This window comes from Bhargavaea ullalensis (assembly GCF_042432615.1).
GTDB lineage: Bacteria > Bacillota > Bacilli > Bacillales_A > Planococcaceae > Bhargavaea > Bhargavaea ullalensis.
On the sequence record NZ_JBHLWY010000018.1, the window covers coordinates 96,461 to 115,096 of the forward strand.

The window sequence follows — 18,636 nt, forward strand, 5'->3', positions numbered from 1 at the left end:
GGAACGTTGATTGTATCCGCGTAAACGTTGACTGTATTCGCTAGAACGTTGATGGTTTCAATCTTTTCTTCAAAAACAGACCGATATCAAACAAAGCGAGTCCCCAGACGGCTATCGCCAAGTAAAACGACACTTCATCACCTGCCAGGTTCAGCTCATCCGCGATGATCCCGGTCTGCCACAAACAAATGGCCGCCGTGACAGAGGCCAAGGCGACAACGCTCCACAGCGTCAGTCCGTTCACCGCACGGACCCCTGACAGAATCAGAACCCCCAGCACAATCAAAGCCGCGAGCAGAACGATATAAACCGGTCTCAGAAAAATGAATTCCAATCAAACTCCCTCCTTTACTGCCTTCATCTAAAAGAACGCCAACCGGCGAGGAAAGTTCTTCCTCCAAACACACCGGTCCTCCGAACTCTCCCGTAACTATTGTCTTTCCCGGCCATCCGCGCTACATTGAAATCATTACAGCCCACTACCTACAGAATGGAGAATCAAACGATGAACATCCGGGAAATCAACGAACAAGACAACCGGGCGCTGGAACAGATCATCAAACACTCGCTGGAATCTGTCGGACTGGATATCCCCGGCACGGCGTATTTTGATCCCCAGCTCGGCAGCCTGTCGCACTTCTACGAGGAACAGCCGAACGCCCGGTATTGGACGCTCACCAATGATGAAGGAGAAGTGCTCGGCGGCGTCGGGATCGCTCCCTTCTCCCCGAAGCATCCGGGCGTCGGCGAACTGCAGAAACTTTACATCAAGCCGGAAGCCCAGGGCCAAGGCCTGTCCAAACATCTGATGGAAACTGCGCTCGGCTTTGCGAGGCAGCACTACTCGGCCTGCTACCTGGAAACGATGGAAAAGCTCCAAGTGGCGAACCGGCTGTACGAACGGCTCGGCTTCCGCAGGCTCGAACACCCGCTTGAAGGATCCGAACACGGTACGATGGACCGGTGGTATTTGATGGAGTTTTGATTCAACCAAAAGGACGGCACAGATTGTCTGTGCCGTCCTCTTCTATTCCCAAAAATCACGATTCCCCCAGCCACGCCCACGCTTCCTCATATTCACCCGGCCGGAAATACCGCGCGCGCTCGCGGGCGATTTCGTCCATGCCGAAACCGGCGGCGAAGTCGAGCCAGTTCTGCTCGCTCATGAGAGCAACTTTGTCGAACGCCATCCAGTGCGCCATCTCGACCTGCACATCGCGGAGAGCTTCGGGAATCGAGGCGAAGTCGATCGTTCCGATTTCGGCGAACAGGTTGAATGTGCCCCCTTCCTCGTATTTCTGCTGCAGGACTTCCTCCATTTTCAACACGTCTTCTTTCGTCAGGCGCCCGTCGAACTCGAATGCAACTGTCTGGGCATTTTGGCTTGGCTTGAATGTCAGCATGACACCGCTCCCTTTCCGCATAAGATCTGATAATTCCTTTCTTCCCCTCCGGCCATCAAGCTAACCAAAAACATCTGTACGGCCATCCGAAGAAAACGTTTACATTGAATATTTTGAAAATACCCATTGACCCGACATTTCTGTGCTTCTATAATGAAGAACATCATCCCGGATAGGAGCCTGGCCACCATGAAAGATTTCTTCTCGAAACTGCTGAACGGCATGAGCATCGGGATTGTCGTCGCCTTGATTCCCAATGCATTGCTCGGGGAAATTCTGAAACTGCTCATCCCCCATTTCCCTTCTCTTCAGAACCTGCTCGACATCACCGTCTACGTCATGAGCCTGCTGCCGGTCATCATCGGCGTCATGGTCGGCGTGTCATTTAAACTGTCCCCGATCCAGACCGCCAGCATCGGCATTGCCGCGATGATCGGAAGCGGCGCCATCATAAAAACCGCGGACGGCCTGTTCACACTAAACGGAATCGGCACGACGCTGAATATCGGCATCACCTCGGCGCTCGCCGTGATCTTCGTGAAGATTCTCGGTGACAAGATGCGCGAATACGCCATCCTGGTCATTCCGACTGCGACCATTCTCGTCCCCGGCATGATCGGCTATGCCATCCTGCCGCTCGTCCGCGGGGGTTCGGGACTCGTCGGCAATGGTGTTGCATTCCTCATGCAACTGCAACCCGTTTTTATGGGTGCCGCCATCGCAGTCGTCTTCTGCGTCCTGATTCTTTCGCCGTTTTCGACGGTCGGCGTCGCCACAGTCATTATGCTTTCGGGCATCGGAGCGGGTGCAGCGAACCTTGGAATCGTTGCGGCCGGCGTCGGACTCGCCATCGCAAGCTACAAGGCGAATTCGCTCGGCACCGCACTCGCACACGTCCTCGGCTCGCCGAAAATCCAGATGCGCAACTTCCTGATGAAACCGAAAATCGCCTTCCCCATGATGATCACCGCAGCCGTGCTCGGCGGCCTCGCCGGCGTCCTGAACATCCAGGGCACCCCGTACAGCGCAGGTTTCGGCTTATCCGGACTCGTCGGCCCGCTCAACTATATTAAACTCGCCGACGGCGGATGGTCCATCGAAAACATTGCCATCATGCTCGGCACATTCCTTATCCTGCCGATCGCCCTCAACATCGGCCTCATCTACGTCTTCTCCCGCCGGCTCAAACTGCTCAAGGCCGACGACTACAAACTGAACTTCGATTAAGAAAAGAAGCATCCGCGCCCGTCTGACGGGCCGGATGCTTCTTTGTCTGGATGGCGGAAAGTGAGTGAGACGCTTTTCCCCTTGAGTGTGTCGCATTTGAGCGTGAGTGAGACGCAATCGGGTGCGAGTGAGTCGCATAACCCCATTTAAAGATTAAACCCCTGCTCTCTCAGCCGCTTGATTCCGAGCTCTTTCCCCGCCTGGTTGAGGAATTCCTGCCAGTTTTCAAAACAGGAATGCGCGCGGATGAAAGGATCCATCTCCTTTTTCTTCACTTTCTTCGGCGTGGCCGCTCTCTGAAATGTCTCCGGTGCCTGGCGTGCGAATTCCACATACGACGCAAAACTCGTGTGCGTCCGGATCCACTCATCTTGAAAGATATCCTCCAGCGGCACATCATCCACAATCCCGCCTCTCGCCCCCTGAACTGTCCTGGCGATCCGCTCATTGAGGTTCACCTCATCACCTCCCTTGAAGTGGACGTTCTCCACTATATGAGAAAAAGCCTTCTTTTAGTGGAAGAAGAAAAGAAGCATCCGGGCCCGTCGGACGGGCCGGATGCTTCTTTGTCGGGATGGCGGAAAGTGGGAGACGCTTTTCCCCTTGAGTGTGTCGCAATCGAGCACGAGTGAGACGCTTTTACTCCCGAGTGTGTCACTATCCCCTGCGAGTGTGTCGCTTTCACTTCCTGCCGGATCAATCCGCTCTTACCAAACCGCAATTGCGCCGTCCGTGCGAGATTCCGTGCCGGACTGGAGGACGCCGGTTTCGGGGTCGCGCCAGATGACTTGGCCGCGGCCGAAGCTTCCCGAATCCGTCATGATGCGGATGTCGTGGCCTTTTCGCTGAAGAGCCTGGGCAAGATGATTCGGAAAGTCCGGTTCAACATGGACAGTTTTACCGCCTGTCCACTGCCAGCGCGGCTGGTCGAGCGCTGCCTGCGGATTCAGGTCAAAATCGACAGTGTTTGAGACGACCTGGAAGTGGCCCTGCGGCTGCATGAATCCGCCCATGACACCGAACGGGCCGACCGCTTCCCCGTCTTTCGTGACAAAGCCCGGGATGATCGTATGGAAGCACAGCTTACCCGGCTTCAGGTAGTTCGGATGCTCCGGATCAAGCGAGAAGTCGGCGCCGCGGTTTTGGAGCGCGATGCCCGTTCCCGGCACGACGACGCCGGAACCGAAGCCCATGTAGTTTGATTGAATGAAGGAAACCATATTCCCTTCATTGTCTGCAGTGGCCAAATATACGGTGCCTGCTTTCACGGGATCGTACGGCTCCGGAAGCATCGCATGCTCGCCGATGTGCCGCGCACGTTCTTCCGCATACTCTTTCGAAAGCAGTTCTTTCACCGTGACCGGCATTTCGCTTTCTTCCGTGATGTACGCCTTGCCATCCGTGAAGGCAAGTTTCATGGCCTCGATCTGGCGGTGCAGCGTTTCAACGTCACCGTAAACCGGCTTGACACCGTCGGCCTGATGGATGTTCATCGCCATGAGGGCGACCATTCCCTGGCCGTTCGGCGGGATTTCCCATACATCGTAGCCGCGATAATTCGTCGATACCGGATCCACCCATTTCACTTCATACCCGGCCAGATCTTCCTCGGTCAGGAAGCCGCCGTGTTCCTGGACGGTCGCCGCGATTTTACTGGCGAGCGGCCCTTCATAAAACGCCCGCCCGTCGGTTTCTGCGATTTGGCGCAGAGTATCTGCATGGCCCGGCGCGCTCCACATTTCACCGATTTCCGGCGGCCGTCCGTCCGGTGCGAATGTTTCAAACCACGCGGCGAACATCTTTTCTTCCTCCGGGCTGTTGTCGGACATCGCCTTGAACTTATCGTAGGCGATTCTCCAGTATTTACCTAATATTGGTGTGAGCGGGAAGCCGTCCTCTGCAAGCCGGATCGCCGGCTCGAGTGTTTCGCGCAGGCTCAGCTTTCCGAATTTCCGGGACACTTCAGCCCAGGAAGCCGGCGTGCCCGGCACGGTGACCGGAACCGCCCCGTAGACCGGCATATTGTCATGACCGAGAGCTTTCACTTTCCCTGCGGTGATCGACTTAGGCGACGGGCCCGATGCATTCAGTCCGTGCAGTTTCCCCTTCGTCCAGATGAGCGCGAACGAGTCGCCCCCGATGCCGTTCCCCGTCGGCTCGACGACCGTCAATGCCGCAGCGGTCGCGATGGCTGCGTCGATCGCATTCCCCCCGTTTCGCATGATTTCCACGCCGACCTGCGCTGCGAGCGGTTGGCTGGTGGCGACAATGCCGTTTTTGGCGAACACTGTGTGCCGCCTGGATGTGAATGGATGATACAAGTAATCCATGATTAATTCCCCCTATGTTTGATCGGTCAGCCGCCGAGGAAGATCGCCCCGTACAGGAGCGCCCCGATGACGACGTATGTAGGACTCACTTTTCGTACTTCAAGCAGGATATAACCGGCGACAATCAGGATGACCGTGTGGATCCATCCCGCCGCCGTGAACGAATCAAAAAAGAAATCGTACGTCATGACGCCGAGCAGCACTGCAATCGTCGGCCGGACGACTTTCGTCAGCCGCTTCACCTGCGGGGATTCCTTGTATTTCATGAGGATTCCGAGCAGTGCAAGCATCATGATGAGCGACGGGGCGACCGATGCAAATGTGGCGATGATAGCACCCGGTATGCCGGCGACGTCATAGCCGATATATGCAGACATCTTCGTCGCGATCGGCCCGGGCAGCCCGTTGCCGAGTGCGACGATCTCACTGAACTCGCCGTTCGTCATCCAGCCGTGCCGGTCGACCACTTCGTGCTGGAGAAGCGGGATCGTCGCGGGACCACCGCCATATCCCAGGAGGTTCGCAGTCAGGTGGGAGACGAACAACTGCCAATATAAAGTCAGCACATCACTTCGCCCCCTTCCATTTGTTCCAAGGAAGGAACGCCGACCCGATGAGCACCGCAATGACGATCGCCGGATGGATTCCGAGCAATTCGATGAGAATGACGCTCGCCGCCGCCAGGCCAATCGTCAGCTTCCAGCCGAGACCGAGGCCGGATTTTTTCAGGAAGTCGAGCGCCATGACGCCGATCATGACCCCTGCGATCGGAATGACGCCTTTCGCCATCCCCTGCACAAATGGCTTGTCCTTGAACGCATTGAGCAGCGTCAGAAGGAGAATCATGAGCACCGCCGTCGGCAGCACAGTCGCGAGCAGGCACATGAGCATCCCCGACCAGCCGTTCACCCGCCAGCCGATATATCCGGACAGCTTCGTGTTGATCGGCCCAGGCAGCGCATTCGACAGCGCCAGCACGTCCGAAAATTCGTCGTCGTCCATCCACTTGTACCGGTTCACCACCTCCCGCTGCATAAGCGGAATGGCGGACAACCCACCGCCGTACCCGAGCATCCCCGCCCGGAAAAACGCGATGAACAAATCTTTATTCATACCATCAACTCTTTCATAGCAGTCATCTATTTAGTATAACGAACATTTCGATTTGCTGGAATAGGCGGGCATAAATTTGTCTGCTTTCGTGGCGAATGCATGTCCGCCGTGCGGCGCGCGTATGATAGCAGGAGTCTACTGAAAAGGAGCGCGCCCGATGACCACCGGACTGCTGATCATCCTATTCCTCGTCCTGATCCTGCCTTTTGCAATCAAAGCCGTGGAACGGCGGCTCGAATGGTTCCTTCTCGTCATGGGGGCGGCGGCCGCGCTGGTGAGCGGTGTTTGGGGGCGGGAGCTGCTCGGCCGCGCGCTGTCCGACCCGCTGCTCATCACCGCGGCCGTGCTGATCGCGGGGCTGCTGTTCCGCATGTTCACGCGCCAGATCGACGGAAGCGTCCGGTGGCTTCAGCGGATCATGCCCGAGCGGCTGTTGTATGCCCTCATCGTCATGGTGCTCGGGCTCGTCTCCAGCATGATCACGGCCATCATCGCCGCGCTCGTCCTGGTCACCGTCGTCGCGGCCCTCCGGCTTGGACGCCGGTCCGAAATCCGGCTCGTCATTCTTGCCTGCTATTCAATCGGCCTTGGGGCCGCCCTGACCCCGATCGGCGAGCCCCTGTCGACGATCACCGTGAAAAAACTCAGCGCGGACTTTTCGTTTTTATTTCACCTGATCGGACTGGATGTGCTGACGGCGATTTTGCTGTTCGGGATGCTCGCCGCGGTCTGGGTGGATCCGCCATTGGAGCGGGTGGCGGTGTCCGGCGGCGAAAAGGCGCGCGAGACGGTGTTCTCCGTGCTCGGCCGTGCGTTCAACGTGTATGTGTTCGTCATGGCCCTCACCCTGCTCGGCGCCGGATTCGAACCCCTCATCCGGGAACACCTCACCGACGTCGCACCGGGCACTCTCTACTGGATCAACATGCTCTCCGCCGTCCTCGACAACGCCACACTCGCCGCCGCGGAAATCAGCCCGCTCATGCAATACGACGCGATCCGCGCGATTCTCCTCGGTCTGCTGATCAGCGGCGGCATGCTCATCCCGGGGAACATTCCGAACATCATCGCCGCGGGGAAACTGCGGATCACGAGCGTGGAATGGGCGAAGTTCGGCGTGCCGGTCGGACTGGTGGCGCTGGTGGTGTATTACTTTATCGGGATTCGGTGAGTGAGTGAGTGGGATAATATGGCGGGCGAGTGAGCGCGTTGAGGCGGCGAGTGGAACCATACTGGCCTCGAGTGAGCGCATAGAGGTGGCGAGTGGAATCATACCTCCCCAAGTGAGCGCATACGTGGTGTGGGTGAAGTTCGGCGTGTCGGTTGGGCCGGGGAGCTTGTGGTGTAGTGCTTTATGGGGATCGGGTGAATGAGTGGATTCATATCGCTGGCGAGTGAGCGCGTTGGGGCGGCGAGTGGAATCATACTGGCCTCGAGTGAGCGCATAAGTGGTGTGAGTGAATTCATATGGCTAAAAACGCCTCCCGTTAGCCGGGAGGCGTTTGTGTTGGTTATTCTCTGATCAGTTGCATTCATTTGACCATTTTCTTGAAATTCAAACCATCATTGCGCTGCGCCCGTTTCGGCTTCGTCGGGCTCTGCAGCGGTCGGATCCTCAGAGGTTTCCGGTTCAGCCGGTGTTTCTGCTGCCGGCGTCCCGGGAGGTGACTGCGTTGCAGGCGTTTCCGCAGGGGGCGCAGATTGGGCCGGTGTGGCCGGCTTTTCGGCAGGTTTCAGATCTGCAGGCTTCTGATCGGCAGGGGACTCCTGCTTCACCGGCTCCGTGACGGCTGCCGGCACCTGTTCCTTGCCTTTATTCTTTTCGGCATTTTTCTTGGCTTTTTCGGCCGCTTTGTCGATTTCCTGAATCGCCTTGTCCACGGCTTTTTGAACATCTGCAAGGTAGGAGTCCTTGCCCCAATCGGCGTTCCCTTGGCCGATGCCCGCCATGAGGGACGCCGCGTAATCGTTGAGCGCCTTGACGCGGCGTTGCTTCTCGGCGGCCGTGAAGGCATCCAGTTCATTGGCTGCCGATCCGATCGATTCATTGAGCTTCAGCCGGAGCTCCCCCATCAGCCGCTCTTTCTCCGCTGTAATGGCCCCGTCGATCTCATTCACGGACTGCGACCGCTTCCCGTTGAACCAATTCTCGAGCATCGTCCCCGCGTCCTGCCCCGCGAGCGCCGTCCCCACGCCGCTCCCGAACATGACGCACAAGCAGAACCCGATCACGAGCACGAGGCGTTTATGAAGTTTCGTGTACATATAGTCCCTCCATTAAAAGAGAGGACCTCTTTGAGGAGGTCCTGGGATTTGACTAGGATTAAATGCCGTCTACAAGGTCTTGCATCTTTTTCTTAGCATCTGCTTCCAGTCCGGCGGCGGCATTTTGGATTGCTGTTTTCTGGGCGGTCACAAGGCGGTCTTTCTCAGTAGTGACCAAAGTCCGAAGCTCGTTTACTTTATTGTCGATTGCGGTATTCAACTCCGCTTCTGTTGCATCTTTGTTTTTGGCGATTTCATCAATCAAACCTTGCTTGGTGTTTCGAATTGTTTCTGCCAATTCTTCCGCTTTCGAATTTGTCGTCGTCTCTAAAAGTGTAGTTAAGTCGGCAATCGCCTTTTTGCCCTTTTCACTCGTATACCCGTTTAAATCGTTAAATGCTTGTCTTTTCGCTTCGTCACCTGCAGCTTTAATTGCCAACTTAGTAAGTTGTTCAATCCCGTCAAATTGGCCCTCCACTTTTCCAAATAACTTGCCATACTCGATTTTCAATGAATCAATGTGTTCGTCCGCGTTGGCTTCAATGTTAGCATTCGCAGCATTTCCAGTGGCAGTACCCTGTGCAAGAATATCGCTTCCCGCTCCATCCTTGAGTGTGCTGTATTCATCCCAGGCATCTTCTGCCGCTTTCTTTCCATGAGCAGCCACACCCGACGCAAGCTCGGTTGAAGCAGTGTTAAATTGTTTGTCGTACCATTGACGAAGTTTCCCTCCAGCATCCGACGCTCCAAACACCACGCCTCCTGCGCTGGATACGAGTGCGACTGTGATGGCGCCTGCTACGAGTTTGCCTTTGACTGTTTTCATCATTTGATCATTTCCCCTATCTTTTCGTGTAATGGTTTTTGTGGATGTCTTAGTGTTCGTTCAGGACTTCTTCCAGAATGCGGGTGACATCCGCTTCAATTTCCGCTTCCAGTTGTTTCGAGTCGGTGGTGCTTTCCTTCAGTTCGGCTTCAAGCCGGGAGGCCGTTTGTTCAAGCTGGCTCTGGATCTCAGCCGTGCGGGCGTTGAGTTCCCGTTCGGCGCGTTGTTCTTCCGTCTCGGTCAACGAAACGACTTGTTCTTCTGCCCATTCTCCGGCTTCCAGGACTTTTGCCCCGATGCCGGCCAGCAGCCTGGCCATTTCTTCCCCCGCCGCTCCGGCGAGTTTTTCACTCTCCTTTTGGAAGGCACCTTCGTACCAGCCGGAAAGGGAGCTTGCGGGCATGCTTGCCGCATGCACGACTCCTGCGCCGACGACCAGGGCGATTGCCGTTGCAGCCAGTCTCTTTTTCATAGCCTGTCCCCCTTCCGGCCCCTATTTGCCCTGCCCTAATATGTATATGCGGCTCTATCACCCTCTATGACTAAATATCTATCAAAAATCTTAATTTAACCAAAACTGATAGTTCTCTTCTTATGTAAATAGACCTAAAATAAAAATTAAAAGCGGACCTCCCGAAGGAAGTCCGCTTGACGGTTTTGATTTTCTTTATTTGAACAGCTGAGGAATTCCGTTCATGAGCGAATAAACGCCCATGATGGCCATTGCCACGACGGTGATCGCCCCGATGACGGTCAGCCACATCGGATGCCGGTAGTCGCCGACGATTTTTGATTTGTAAGCCGCAACGAGCATGACACCGAGCGCGAGCGGCAGGATGAGGCCGTTGAGCGAGCCGACGAGTACGAGGATTTTGACCGGCTGTCCGACAATGACGAAGACGAGCGTCGAGACGAGAATGAAGCCGATGATGAACTTCTTGTGATGGCGGTCGATCCACTCGCTGAATGTCCGGATGAATGAAACCGACGTGTAGGCACAGCCGACGACCGAGGTGACGGCCGCGGACCACATGACGACGCCGAAGATCTTGTAGCCGACATTCCCTGCAGCCAACTGGAACACGGACGCCGGCGGGTTGTCGGGGTTGAGCTTGAGGCCCTGCGAGACGACGCCGAGAACGGCGAGGAACAGGAGGATCCGCATGAGTGAGGCGATGCCGATTGCAGAAACGGCGCCGCGTGACACTTCAGGCAGTGCCTCTTTTCCTTTGATGCCCGCATCGATCAGCCGGTGCCCGCCGGCGAATGTGATGTAGCCGCCGACCGTTCCGCCGACGAGTGTGACGATGGCGAGCACGTCGAGTTCAAGCGGTGCCACTGTCCGGATCACGGCTTCGCCATAAGGCGGTGATGCCGTGAACATGACGTAGAGCGTCAGGGCGATCATGATGAATCCAAGGATCTGGGTGAACCGGTCCATCACCCGGCCCGCTTCTTTGACGATGAAGATGCCGACCGCAAGCAGGCAGCTGATGACGGCGCCGACTTTCGGATCGATGCCGAACAAGACATTCGTCCCGAGTCCGGCGCCGCCGATGTTCCCAATATTGAAGGCCAGTCCGCCCATCACGACGAGGAGGGCAAGAAAGTATCCGAGCCCCGGCAGCACGTCATTGGCAATGTCCTGTGCACGTTTCCCCGACACCGCGATGATCCGCCAGATGTTCAGCTGCGCCGCGATGTCAATCAGGATGGAGATGAGGATGACGAATGCAAAGCTCGCCATCAATTGCTCGGTAAAAACGGTCGTCTGCGTCAGGAACCCCGGCCCGATCGCAGATGTCGCCATGAGAAACGCCGCCCCAAGCAGGATGCTGCGATTCTGTTTCTTTTGATCCAATGTGCTGTTCATGGATTTCCCCCTGTGAATGTTCGTGTATACGTGGAAGTGAGAGGCGAGTGAGACGCTACGCCCTCCGAGTGAGACGCTATCGGCCGTGAGTGAGTCGCAGTCTGACGCGAGTGAGTCGCAGTCTGACGCGAGTGAGTCGCTTTCTCCTCAGAGTGAGACGCTTTCAATAATTCACCTTAAGACCAACCGCTCCCCCCGTCATTTGAAGGCGCTGATTTCGATTCCTTCCCCGGGCAGCGCTGCCGAGATCCGCCGGGCAAAGTCGAGTGCGGCGGTGCCGTCGCCGTGGATGCAGATCGTGTCGGCTTTTAATTCCACATCGGTGTTGTCGGTCGCGCGGACCTTGCCTTCTTTCACCATCCGGATGACCTGCGCGATGGCTTCCTCCGGGTCGGTGATCAGGGCGTTCGGCTGCCGGCGGTCGGTGAGCGATCCGTCCGGGCCGTATGTCCGGTCGGAGAACACTTCGCTTGCGGTCCGGAGTCCCGCCTTCTCGCCCGCTTTAACAAGTTCGCTGCCCGACAGGCCAAATAAAACGAGTTCCGGGTTCACCCTGTACACCGCCTCGGCGATTGCCTCCGACAGACCGGCATCTTTCGCGGCCATATTATAAAGCGCGCCGTGCGGCTTCACGTGCTGCATCGATCCTCCCTCGGACCGGACGAATGCATCGAGCGCGCCGATCTGATACACGACCAGGTCATAGGCTTCCTCCGCCGACAGCGCCATCGCCCGGCGCCCGAAACCGGCGAGGTCCGGCGTGCCGGGGTGCGCTCCGATGCCGACGCCCTTTTCCAGCGCCATCCGGACGGTCTTCCGCATCGTCGACGGATCGCCCGCATGGAAACCGCACGCGATGTTCGCGCTCGTCACGAACTCCAGGATCTCCGAGTCATTGCCCATCCGGTAAGCCCCGAACGACTCCCCCATGTCGCAGTTCAAATCCACTTTAAATGCCATCATGATGTAACCCCTTTCATTTTCAACTCAACCGCCGCCCGCAGTTCCGCCAGTTCCCTTGCCTGCCGGACGAGCGCCGCCTGGGCCTCCGCCACGCTCACTTCCTGAAAACGCAGCCGCGCCCCGGGCGGAAGCTGGGCGATCGCCGGCAGGTCAACCGTCGCCGCCTGTCCGATCTTCGGATATCCGCCGGTCGTCTGCCGGTCCGCCATCAATAAGATCGGACTGCCGCCGGACGGCACCTGCACTGAGCCCGGCACGACCGCTTCCGACAGCAGCTCCCGCGGCTCGGACAACTGCAGCGACGGACCCTTCAGCCGGTAGCCCATCCGGTCCGACTCCGAGGAAACGGTGAACACTTCTCCGAAAAACCGCTCCCGGCTCGCTTCGTCAAACCAGTCCCACTGCGGCCCGCGCATCATCCGCACAACCGCTTCCCTTTTTAAAGAAGTGCAGCATTCCTCCGCAACCGACCAGTCTGTTGCCGAAAACGGATTGCCCGCCCCTTCTGCCAATAGCCTCACCGTGATTGAGGCGGCCGCTCCGGAAGGCGTTCCCGCCGGCAACCGGTCCCCTTTCTGCAGCAGGCGTCCCCTGTAACCGCCGATCCCCGCTTTCATATAGGTCGACCGGCTGCCCATCACTTTGGGAACGTCAATGCCGCCGGCGACGGCGATGTACACCCGGCATCCGGACACCGGCCGCCCGAACCGGAGCACAGACCCTTTTCTCACTGCGACCGGCCGGCACATCGGCACCCGCATACCGCCGATTTCAGCCGAGAGGTCCGCTCCGGCCATCGCGATCAGCCGGTCTTCTTCAAACAAAAGCGCCGGCCCCGAGATTGCGGCTTCGATCGCCGCGCAATCGGGGGCGTTCCCGGCGAGCATGTTTGCAATCCGGAGGGACACCGTGTCCATCGCTCCGCCCGCGACGACGCCGTACTGCTGGAAGCCCGGGCGGCCGAGGTCCTGGACGGATGTCTGGAGGCCGGGCTGTTCAACTTTGATCATGGCGTGCATCCTCCTTCCGGTCGAATTCTTCCTGTGTGATCGGCCGGAATGTCACCCGGTCACCCGGTCGCAGCAGGCTCGGGATTTCTTCTCCGGGGAGAAACAGGTCGACCGGCGTGCGGCCGATAAGTTGCCAGCCGCCGGGCGTTCCGATCGGATACACGCCCGTCTGGCTCCCGGCGATTCCGACGGTCCGCGCCGGGATCTCGAGCCGCGGCGACGGCCGACGCGGTGCGGCGATCCGCTCATCAAGCCCGCCGAGAAACGGGAATCCGGGAGCGAAACCAATCATTTTCACGTCGTAGGATCCGGCCGAATGGATCTTGATGACTTCCTCTTCGGTGAGGCCGTTGTGCTCCGCCACAAACGGGAGGTCCGGACCGAACTCCCCACCGTAGCAGACCGGAATTTCCACCGTTCGCCCGGTTTCCGGAGAAGCGGGCTGCACGTCTTTCAGGATGTCACAGAGCCGTTCCTTCATCTCCTCAAGAGTCACGCCTCCCGACGCATCGTAGCAGACCGTCACATTCACGTACGCCTGGATGACGTCCGTCACTTCCGGCAGCGCCGCCCGACCGACCGCTTCCGCAATCGCCCGGACAGCCGCCGTCGTTTCCTCACCGGCCTGCTCCCCAGCCGTCACCGCCACTGCGCTGTCCCCGAGCGCATGCATCCCGTACTTCATCACAACCCCTCTCTTTCTATGACAAACGTATAAGTAGAATTCTCTCACAATTCAAGCCGCCGTGTCGAATCCGGTCGGAATCGGTCTGCGCAGAGAGGGAATCGGTTTACTCGGAAGGGGAATCGGTCTCTTACGGGAGGGAATTGAACTCTTACGTGCGGGAATCGGACTCTTAAACGAGAGAATCGGACTCTTACAAGCAGGAATCGGTCTCTTGCGCAAAAGGACGACTTAACCCGCCCTTTCCTCGATTCACATCGCCTCCCGACTCCTCATCTCCTCGCGATCACTCCGCACCCTCACATCCTCCAGAACCGTGCACGCCCCGCCGGGTCCACAATCTCGCTCAAAAGGCTTTTCTTCCCCTTCATCAATCCGGCGATCACCTCCGCGCCCATCATGCTGTAGACGGTGCCGTTGCCGCCGAGGCCCAGCAGGTAGTACACGTTCTCCTCTTCCGGGTGCCTGCCGATCACAGGAAGGTTATCGTCGGATTCGCCGAAGACGGCGGCCCAGGCGTGCGAGACCTCCACGTGAAGACTTGGAAACAGGCCGCACAGGGCGGATCTGAGCCGGTCCCCTTTCTCTTCGGTCCGCGCCCGGTCATGCGGCAGCGAGGCGGTTTCCTGGTCGAGCCCGCCGATGATGATCCGGTTGTCGACCGTTGTCCGCGCGTACAGATAAGGGCGTTTCGTTTCCCAGATCATCATGCGGTCCGTCCAAGAACCCAGATCCACCACCGGTTCGGTCGCAATGGCGAATGTCCGGTTCAGGTCCTTGACCGAATGATCGGCGAGGAAAGTGCGGCCATAGCCGGTCGCCATGACGACCCGCTCCGCCAAAATCGGACCGCGGCCGGTAGACACTTCAATCAGTCCGTCGTCGCGCACGAGCCCGCTCACCTTCGTTTCCTCAAACACATCCGCTCCGCGGCTCTCGGCGAGGCGGGCCGCTCCCCGGCAATAGGCGAGCGGATTCACCTCCGCGTCTCCGTGCGTCACGATGGCGCATGGCTTTTGGAAGGGGAAACGGCGCCCGATTTCCGCGCTGTCCCAGTAATCCGCGCGGAAGCCGTACTTCCGGAGTGCTTCATATTCGCGCCGAACTTTTTCCCGGTCGCCTTCATCGGTTGCATAATACAAACTCGCCCGGCTTATGTATGAGGAATCCGCATCCATCTTTTCCGCCAGCCTTCCGAGTCCGTCCATCGCTTCGGTGCAGCCGCGGTAAAACCGGATCGCGTTGTCCCAGCCGATTTCTTCGGCCAGTTCATGAAGCATGATGTCATTTGAGTATTGGAGCAGCCCGGTGTTCGCCGACGTGCTGCCGGCACCGATCTGCCCCGCATCGATCAAGGCAACATCAAGCCCTTCCCCGCTCAGCACCGCGGCGGTGATTGCACCGGACATACCGCCTCCGATGACGGCCGCCCCGTACACGCGCCCGCCCGGTTCCTTTTTTTTAAACGGACGGGCACCCTCCACCGTCCCTGGCCAAAACAGTCTTCCTTCATGCAGCTCCATATCCGATCCCTCCCTGAATATTCTTCTCTTCCCCTTTTCGTCTTGCGAACCACCCCTGCAAATCAAAAATCGCAGAACGTGATCTTTATCGCGGGAAGCGTTGTCTTTATCCCGCAGAACGTTATCTTTATCGTCCGGAGCGTTATTTTTAACTTGTTGCGGAACAGGATCTTTACCGCCGAGAGCATCTTCCTTTTCCCGGACACAAAAAAAAGCCGGGCCGTCCCGATTCGGACAGCCCGGCTGCAGCTATTCTTTTCTTGAATCAGCCCCTGAACGGCCACCAGACGCCGCGTCCGAACGATACGGTGATCGCCGGGATGAGGAGCGGCAGGATGATGAGGCCGTAGAGCAGGAGGCCGGTGATGACAATCGTCGCAATCTGCACGAGGCTGAGCACGCCGGACGGCATCATGGCGCCGAATGTGCCGGCGAGGATGATGGCGGCCGTGATGATGACGGTGCCCATCTTCGCCATTGACTTCACCAGTGCGTCCCTCGTGTTCAGGCGGTTGATGCTTTCTTCGCGGAAGCGGTCGAGCAGGAAGATCGAGTAGTCGACGCCGAGCGCGATGAGCATGATGAAGCCGAAGAACGGAACCGCCCAGCTGATGCCGTCGTAGCCGAGGCCGTTCACGAAGATGAGCTCTGTGACGGACACCGACGTGTAGTAGGTCAGCAGGAGCGAGCCGATCATGTAAAGCGGCATGATCGCCGAGCGGAACAGGATGAACAGCACGACGAACAGGCCGACGAGCATGATCGTGACGGTCCGGGTGAAGTCTGACGACGAGATGTCGCTCAGATCGGAGTTCATGACCGAGATGCCGTCAAAGTAGACGTCCGCCTTCTCAAACGGCGTGCCGATCACCGACTTCTTCACGGAGTCCTTGATCTCATCCACGGTGCCGATCGCTTCGCGCGAATACGGGTCCTCATCCAAAATGACTTCCATGAGGATGCCGGATTCGTTGTCGATCGTGTAGCGGTCGAGCACCTGTGCGAACTCTTCATTGTCCAGCGTCCCTTTCGGAATGAACACACCGGTCTCGCGGACTTGCTGCGAGTCGCCCATGTCGTGCATCATGGCCGCCAGATCGTCCAGGCCGCCCGAGATTTCCCCGAGGCCGCCCTGCGCCGAGCCGATGCCTTCGGACAACTGGCCGAGACCGCCGGCAAGCTGTCCCATCGTTCCGCCTGCCGACTGCAGTTCACCGGCGGCTCCGTTCAGTGCGGACTGGATTTTCCCGAGTTCGCCGCCGAGCGCGTCAAGTGCACCGGCTGCCTGCGCGGCGGGCATGCCCTGCTTGAGCCCTCCGCTGATCTGGCCGAGCTGCGCATTGATCTGGCCGATGCCGGATGCTGCCTGGCCGAGGCCCGAATCGGCATCCGTGCCGCCCGACGGAATCTGTGAGGCCATGTCATCGAGTCCGGATTTCGCCTGGCCGAGCCCGTCCCGGACCTGGGCGATCCCGTCGATGGCCCCATCCAGACCGTCTGCCATGAGGCCGATCTGGCGGTCCACATACAGGTCCTCAATCGGTTCTCCCGTCGGCCGGGTGATCGTCCGGACGTCTTTCACACCCTTCACTTTCTCGAGATCTTCACTGATCCGTTCCAGATACGGAACAGCGTCCTCATCGGTGATCTTGCCGTCTTTCTTGAGGATGACGCCGACCGGAAGGGAATCCCCTTCGCCGAACGCGTCGGAAATCCGGTTCAGCCCCATCACCGACTCCCGGCTGCTGTCGACTTCATCGATCGTATTGAACGAAAGGTCATTGTCATACGTCAGCAAGATCGGCACGGTGATGATCGCCACGACCGCCATCGACAAGAGCGGCCTCATGACCGACAGCCCGCTCATGCGGATCCAGAACTTGCTGTCTTTGTGCGATGCGCTGCCTTTCGCAGGCCAGAACAGTTTGTCCTTGAGCAGCATCATGAACAGTGGCACAACCGTCGTCAGGATGAGCAGCAGCGTCGCAATACCGACCGCCACCGCGACGGCCGACTTGAAGATCGGGAACTGGGCGAAGCCGATCGCCGCAAAGCCGATGAACACGGCGATTGCGGAAATGAACAGCGTCCGTCCCGCCGTCTTGTACGTATTGACGATCGCCTCTTCCACTTCATGCCCTTCCAGCAGCTCCTCTTTGTACCGGCTGAGCAGGAGGATGCAATAATCCGTCCCGAGCCCGAACAAAATCGCCACGAGGAAAATTTGCGTGTAATTGGATACCGGGAATCCGAACCAGTCGACGAAAAACGCAACGAGCGACTGGCTGAGCAAATAGGTCATCCCGACCGCAATCAGCGGGATGAGCGGAGTGATCGGCGACCGGAACACGATGAGCAGCAGCCCGAAGATGAGCCCGACCGTAATGAGCTCGGTCTTCTTCAAGCCTTCTTGTGCGCTCAGGTTCACGTCGTTGTTGATGATCGCCTCGCCGGTCATGTACACTTTCCGGTCTTTTGGCACCATGTCCGCCTTGACCTTCTCGGCGAGTTCGACAACCTCCTCATCAGAGCCGTCGACTGTAATCGGCAGAAGCACCGTCTTGCCGTCTTCTGAGACGAGCTGCTTCTCAAGTTCTTCGTTTTCAAACGGGTCGAGCACATCCGTCACCGGCTTGCCGAGCGCTTTGATGTCGGCCGCCGTTTTGGAGATCTCTTCCTTCGTTGCGTCATCCGCTTTTTCATCAAGAGGATAAACGAGCGAAATCGTCTCGTCCGCCGCACCGGCTTTTTCGAGCAGGTCGGCCGCCTTCTGGGAATCCGCATCGCCCGGTAGCTGGAACGATCCTGCCTCTTCCGCCTGTTCCGCCAGGTTTGGCGAAAGGACGAACAGAACCGCTGTCAGCACGGACAGCACGATGAAGATCGGCCAGCGGAATTTAATGATATTCTTCAATGCTTACAACTCCTTGAATCTCAAGATATCCTTCAGTTTTCGGAACGTGTGGATAAAGGCATCCAGTTCTTCCTCCGTTATTTCATCGGCGAACAAGCCTTCCACACTTTCATAGATGGCCGCATCGGATCTCCGGAGAAGCTCAATGCCCGCATCGGTGACGGCGATCAGTTTCGCCCGCTGATCCCCAGGGTCTTTCACCGAACTGACGAGCCCCTTCTCCTCCAGCTTTTTCAAACGGGAAGACACTGCACTTTTATGTACGCCCTGTACAGTTGCCAATTGTCCATTCGACATCGGCCCGGATGCTGACAAAATCTTCAACGCCTGGATCTGCTCGGGTGAATATTCCTGCCAAATCTCCACATCCACAGAACGAAGAACGTGCTCGGCACCGAAGATCATCACTTCCTCAAACAGGCCGATGGCTTCTTTTAGCTTTTCCAACAACTTAGTCCACCCCCTCAACTATTAAACTAGTTTAGGGGGTGGACTATTAGTTGT

At 57.9% G+C, this 18,636-nt stretch carries 19 protein-coding genes; 3 read left to right on the forward strand and 16 right to left on the reverse strand.

The window, feature by feature from the left end; genetic code table 11:
- Positions 1-40: 40 nt before the first annotated feature.
- Positions 41-334 carry a hypothetical protein gene (locus ACFFIY_RS04835; protein WP_354195770.1) on the reverse strand — a complete coding sequence of 98 codons (294 nt, stop codon included), beginning with the start codon at positions 332-334 and terminating at the stop codon, positions 41-43.
- A 171-nt stretch (positions 335-505) separates the two neighbouring features.
- On the opposite strand from ACFFIY_RS04835, the gene ACFFIY_RS04840 reads away from it, so the two are divergent.
- The gene (locus tag ACFFIY_RS04840) at positions 506-985 is read left to right on the forward strand and encodes a GNAT family N-acetyltransferase (protein ID WP_354195768.1); all 480 of its coding nucleotides are present in this window, start codon (positions 506-508) and stop codon (positions 983-985) included.
- A 55-nt stretch (positions 986-1,040) separates the two neighbouring features.
- On the opposite strand, the gene ACFFIY_RS04845 is transcribed toward ACFFIY_RS04840, so the two are convergent.
- Positions 1,041-1,424, reverse strand: coding sequence for a SpoIIAA family protein (locus ACFFIY_RS04845; protein ID WP_354195766.1), 384 nt, complete (start codon positions 1,422-1,424; stop codon positions 1,041-1,043).
- A 168-nt stretch (positions 1,425-1,592) separates the two neighbouring features.
- On the opposite strand from ACFFIY_RS04845, the gene ACFFIY_RS04850 reads away from it, so the two are divergent.
- Complete coding sequence (locus ACFFIY_RS04850) at positions 1,593-2,630, forward strand: PTS sugar transporter subunit IIC (protein WP_354195926.1); 1,038 nt, start codon at positions 1,593-1,595, stop codon at positions 2,628-2,630.
- Positions 2,631-2,776: 146 nt separating this feature from the next.
- Here the strand turns inward: ACFFIY_RS04850 and ACFFIY_RS04855 are convergent, their stop codons facing one another.
- From ACFFIY_RS04855 to ACFFIY_RS04870, 4 genes are all read right to left on the reverse strand, one after another.
- The gene (locus ACFFIY_RS04855) at positions 2,777-3,088 is read right to left on the reverse strand and encodes a hypothetical protein (RefSeq protein ID WP_354195764.1); all 312 of its coding nucleotides are present in this window, start codon (positions 3,086-3,088) and stop codon (positions 2,777-2,779) included.
- Positions 3,089-3,337: 249 nt separating this feature from the next.
- On the reverse strand, positions 3,338-4,960 hold the full coding sequence (locus ACFFIY_RS04860; protein WP_354195762.1) for a gamma-glutamyltransferase family protein: 1,623 nt from the start codon (positions 4,958-4,960) through the stop codon (positions 3,338-3,340).
- A 26-nt stretch (positions 4,961-4,986) separates the two neighbouring features.
- Positions 4,987-5,523 carry a chromate transporter gene (locus ACFFIY_RS04865; protein WP_354195924.1) on the reverse strand — a complete coding sequence of 179 codons (537 nt, stop codon included), beginning with the start codon at positions 5,521-5,523 and terminating at the stop codon, positions 4,987-4,989.
- A 4-nt stretch (positions 5,524-5,527) separates the two neighbouring features.
- Positions 5,528-6,073 carry a chromate transporter gene (locus ACFFIY_RS04870; RefSeq protein WP_354195760.1) on the reverse strand — a complete coding sequence of 182 codons (546 nt, stop codon included), beginning with the start codon at positions 6,071-6,073 and terminating at the stop codon, positions 5,528-5,530.
- A gap of 157 nt (positions 6,074-6,230) precedes the next feature.
- Between ACFFIY_RS04870 and ACFFIY_RS04875 the strand changes: the two genes are divergently transcribed.
- A complete protein-coding gene (locus tag ACFFIY_RS04875; protein WP_354195758.1) occupies positions 6,231-7,244 on the forward strand; it encodes a DUF1646 family protein in 1,014 nt (337 codons plus the stop codon).
- A gap of 392 nt (positions 7,245-7,636) precedes the next feature.
- On the opposite strand, the gene ACFFIY_RS04880 is transcribed toward ACFFIY_RS04875, so the two are convergent.
- From ACFFIY_RS04880 to ACFFIY_RS04925, 10 genes are all read right to left on the reverse strand, one after another.
- Complete coding sequence (locus tag ACFFIY_RS04880) at positions 7,637-8,338, reverse strand: hypothetical protein (protein WP_354195756.1); 702 nt, start codon at positions 8,336-8,338, stop codon at positions 7,637-7,639.
- Positions 8,339-8,396: 58 nt separating this feature from the next.
- A complete protein-coding gene (locus tag ACFFIY_RS04885) occupies positions 8,397-9,167 on the reverse strand; it encodes a hypothetical protein (protein ID WP_354195754.1) in 771 nt (256 codons plus the stop codon).
- Between the two features lie 46 nt (positions 9,168-9,213).
- Positions 9,214-9,636, reverse strand: a complete 423-nt coding sequence (locus ACFFIY_RS04890; RefSeq protein ID WP_354195752.1) for a hypothetical protein — start codon at positions 9,634-9,636, stop codon at positions 9,214-9,216.
- Positions 9,637-9,831: 195 nt separating this feature from the next.
- Positions 9,832-11,037 carry an NRAMP family divalent metal transporter gene (locus ACFFIY_RS04895; protein WP_354195750.1) on the reverse strand — a complete coding sequence of 402 codons (1,206 nt, stop codon included), beginning with the start codon at positions 11,035-11,037 and terminating at the stop codon, positions 9,832-9,834.
- A gap of 198 nt (positions 11,038-11,235) precedes the next feature.
- Positions 11,236-11,997 (reverse strand): LamB/YcsF family protein, encoded by a 762-nt coding sequence (locus ACFFIY_RS04900; RefSeq protein ID WP_354195748.1) that lies wholly within the window; start codon positions 11,995-11,997, stop codon positions 11,236-11,238.
- Positions 11,997-13,010: a 5-oxoprolinase subunit C family protein gene (locus ACFFIY_RS04905; protein ID WP_354195746.1), complete on the reverse strand. Its 1,014-nt coding sequence runs from the start codon at positions 13,008-13,010 to the stop codon at positions 11,997-11,999. The genes ACFFIY_RS04900 and ACFFIY_RS04905 overlap by 1 nt, the downstream gene beginning before the upstream one ends.
- Positions 12,997-13,695: a 5-oxoprolinase subunit PxpB gene (pxpB, locus tag ACFFIY_RS04910; protein WP_354195744.1), complete on the reverse strand. Its 699-nt coding sequence runs from the start codon at positions 13,693-13,695 to the stop codon at positions 12,997-12,999. Before pxpB ends, ACFFIY_RS04905 begins: the two co-directional genes overlap by 14 nt.
- A 299-nt stretch (positions 13,696-13,994) precedes the next feature.
- Positions 13,995-15,218 carry an NAD(P)/FAD-dependent oxidoreductase gene (locus ACFFIY_RS04915; RefSeq protein ID WP_354195742.1) on the reverse strand — a complete coding sequence of 408 codons (1,224 nt, stop codon included), beginning with the start codon at positions 15,216-15,218 and terminating at the stop codon, positions 13,995-13,997.
- A 265-nt stretch (positions 15,219-15,483) separates the two neighbouring features.
- Positions 15,484-18,132: an MMPL family transporter gene (locus ACFFIY_RS04920; protein ID WP_354195740.1), complete on the reverse strand. Its 2,649-nt coding sequence runs from the start codon at positions 18,130-18,132 to the stop codon at positions 15,484-15,486.
- Positions 18,133-18,135: 3 nt separating this feature from the next.
- Positions 18,136-18,582 carry a MarR family winged helix-turn-helix transcriptional regulator gene (locus ACFFIY_RS04925; RefSeq protein WP_354195738.1) on the reverse strand — a complete coding sequence of 149 codons (447 nt, stop codon included), beginning with the start codon at positions 18,580-18,582 and terminating at the stop codon, positions 18,136-18,138.
- Positions 18,583-18,636 lie beyond the last annotated feature (54 nt).

Coding starts and splice junctions, on each gene's coding strand:
- ACFFIY_RS04840 (WP_354195768.1), top strand. CDS start 506: ATGAACATCCGGGAAATCAACGAACAAGACAACCGGGCGCTGGAACAG.
- ACFFIY_RS04845 (WP_354195766.1), bottom strand. CDS start 1,424: ATGCGGAAAGGGAGCGGTGTCATGCTGACATTCAAGCCAAGCCAAAAT.
- ACFFIY_RS04850 (WP_354195926.1), top strand. CDS start 1,593: ATGAAAGATTTCTTCTCGAAACTGCTGAACGGCATGAGCATCGGGATT.
- ACFFIY_RS04860 (WP_354195762.1), bottom strand. CDS start 4,960: ATGGATTACTTGTATCATCCATTCACATCCAGGCGGCACACAGTGTTC.
- ACFFIY_RS04870 (WP_354195760.1), bottom strand. CDS start 6,073: ATGAATAAAGATTTGTTCATCGCGTTTTTCCGGGCGGGGATGCTCGGG.
- ACFFIY_RS04875 (WP_354195758.1), top strand. CDS start 6,231: ATGACCACCGGACTGCTGATCATCCTATTCCTCGTCCTGATCCTGCCT.
- ACFFIY_RS04880 (WP_354195756.1), bottom strand. CDS start 8,338: ATGTACACGAAACTTCATAAACGCCTCGTGCTCGTGATCGGGTTCTGC.
- ACFFIY_RS04885 (WP_354195754.1), bottom strand. CDS start 9,167: ATGATGAAAACAGTCAAAGGCAAACTCGTAGCAGGCGCCATCACAGTC.
- ACFFIY_RS04890 (WP_354195752.1), bottom strand. CDS start 9,636: ATGAAAAAGAGACTGGCTGCAACGGCAATCGCCCTGGTCGTCGGCGCA.
- ACFFIY_RS04895 (WP_354195750.1), bottom strand. CDS start 11,037: ATGAACAGCACATTGGATCAAAAGAAACAGAATCGCAGCATCCTGCTT.
- ACFFIY_RS04900 (WP_354195748.1), bottom strand. CDS start 11,997: ATGGCATTTAAAGTGGATTTGAACTGCGACATGGGGGAGTCGTTCGGG.
- ACFFIY_RS04905 (WP_354195746.1), bottom strand. CDS start 13,010: ATGATCAAAGTTGAACAGCCCGGCCTCCAGACATCCGTCCAGGACCTC.
- pxpB (WP_354195744.1), bottom strand. CDS start 13,695: ATGAAGTACGGGATGCATGCGCTCGGGGACAGCGCAGTGGCGGTGACG.
- ACFFIY_RS04915 (WP_354195742.1), bottom strand. CDS start 15,218: ATGGAGCTGCATGAAGGAAGACTGTTTTGGCCAGGGACGGTGGAGGGT.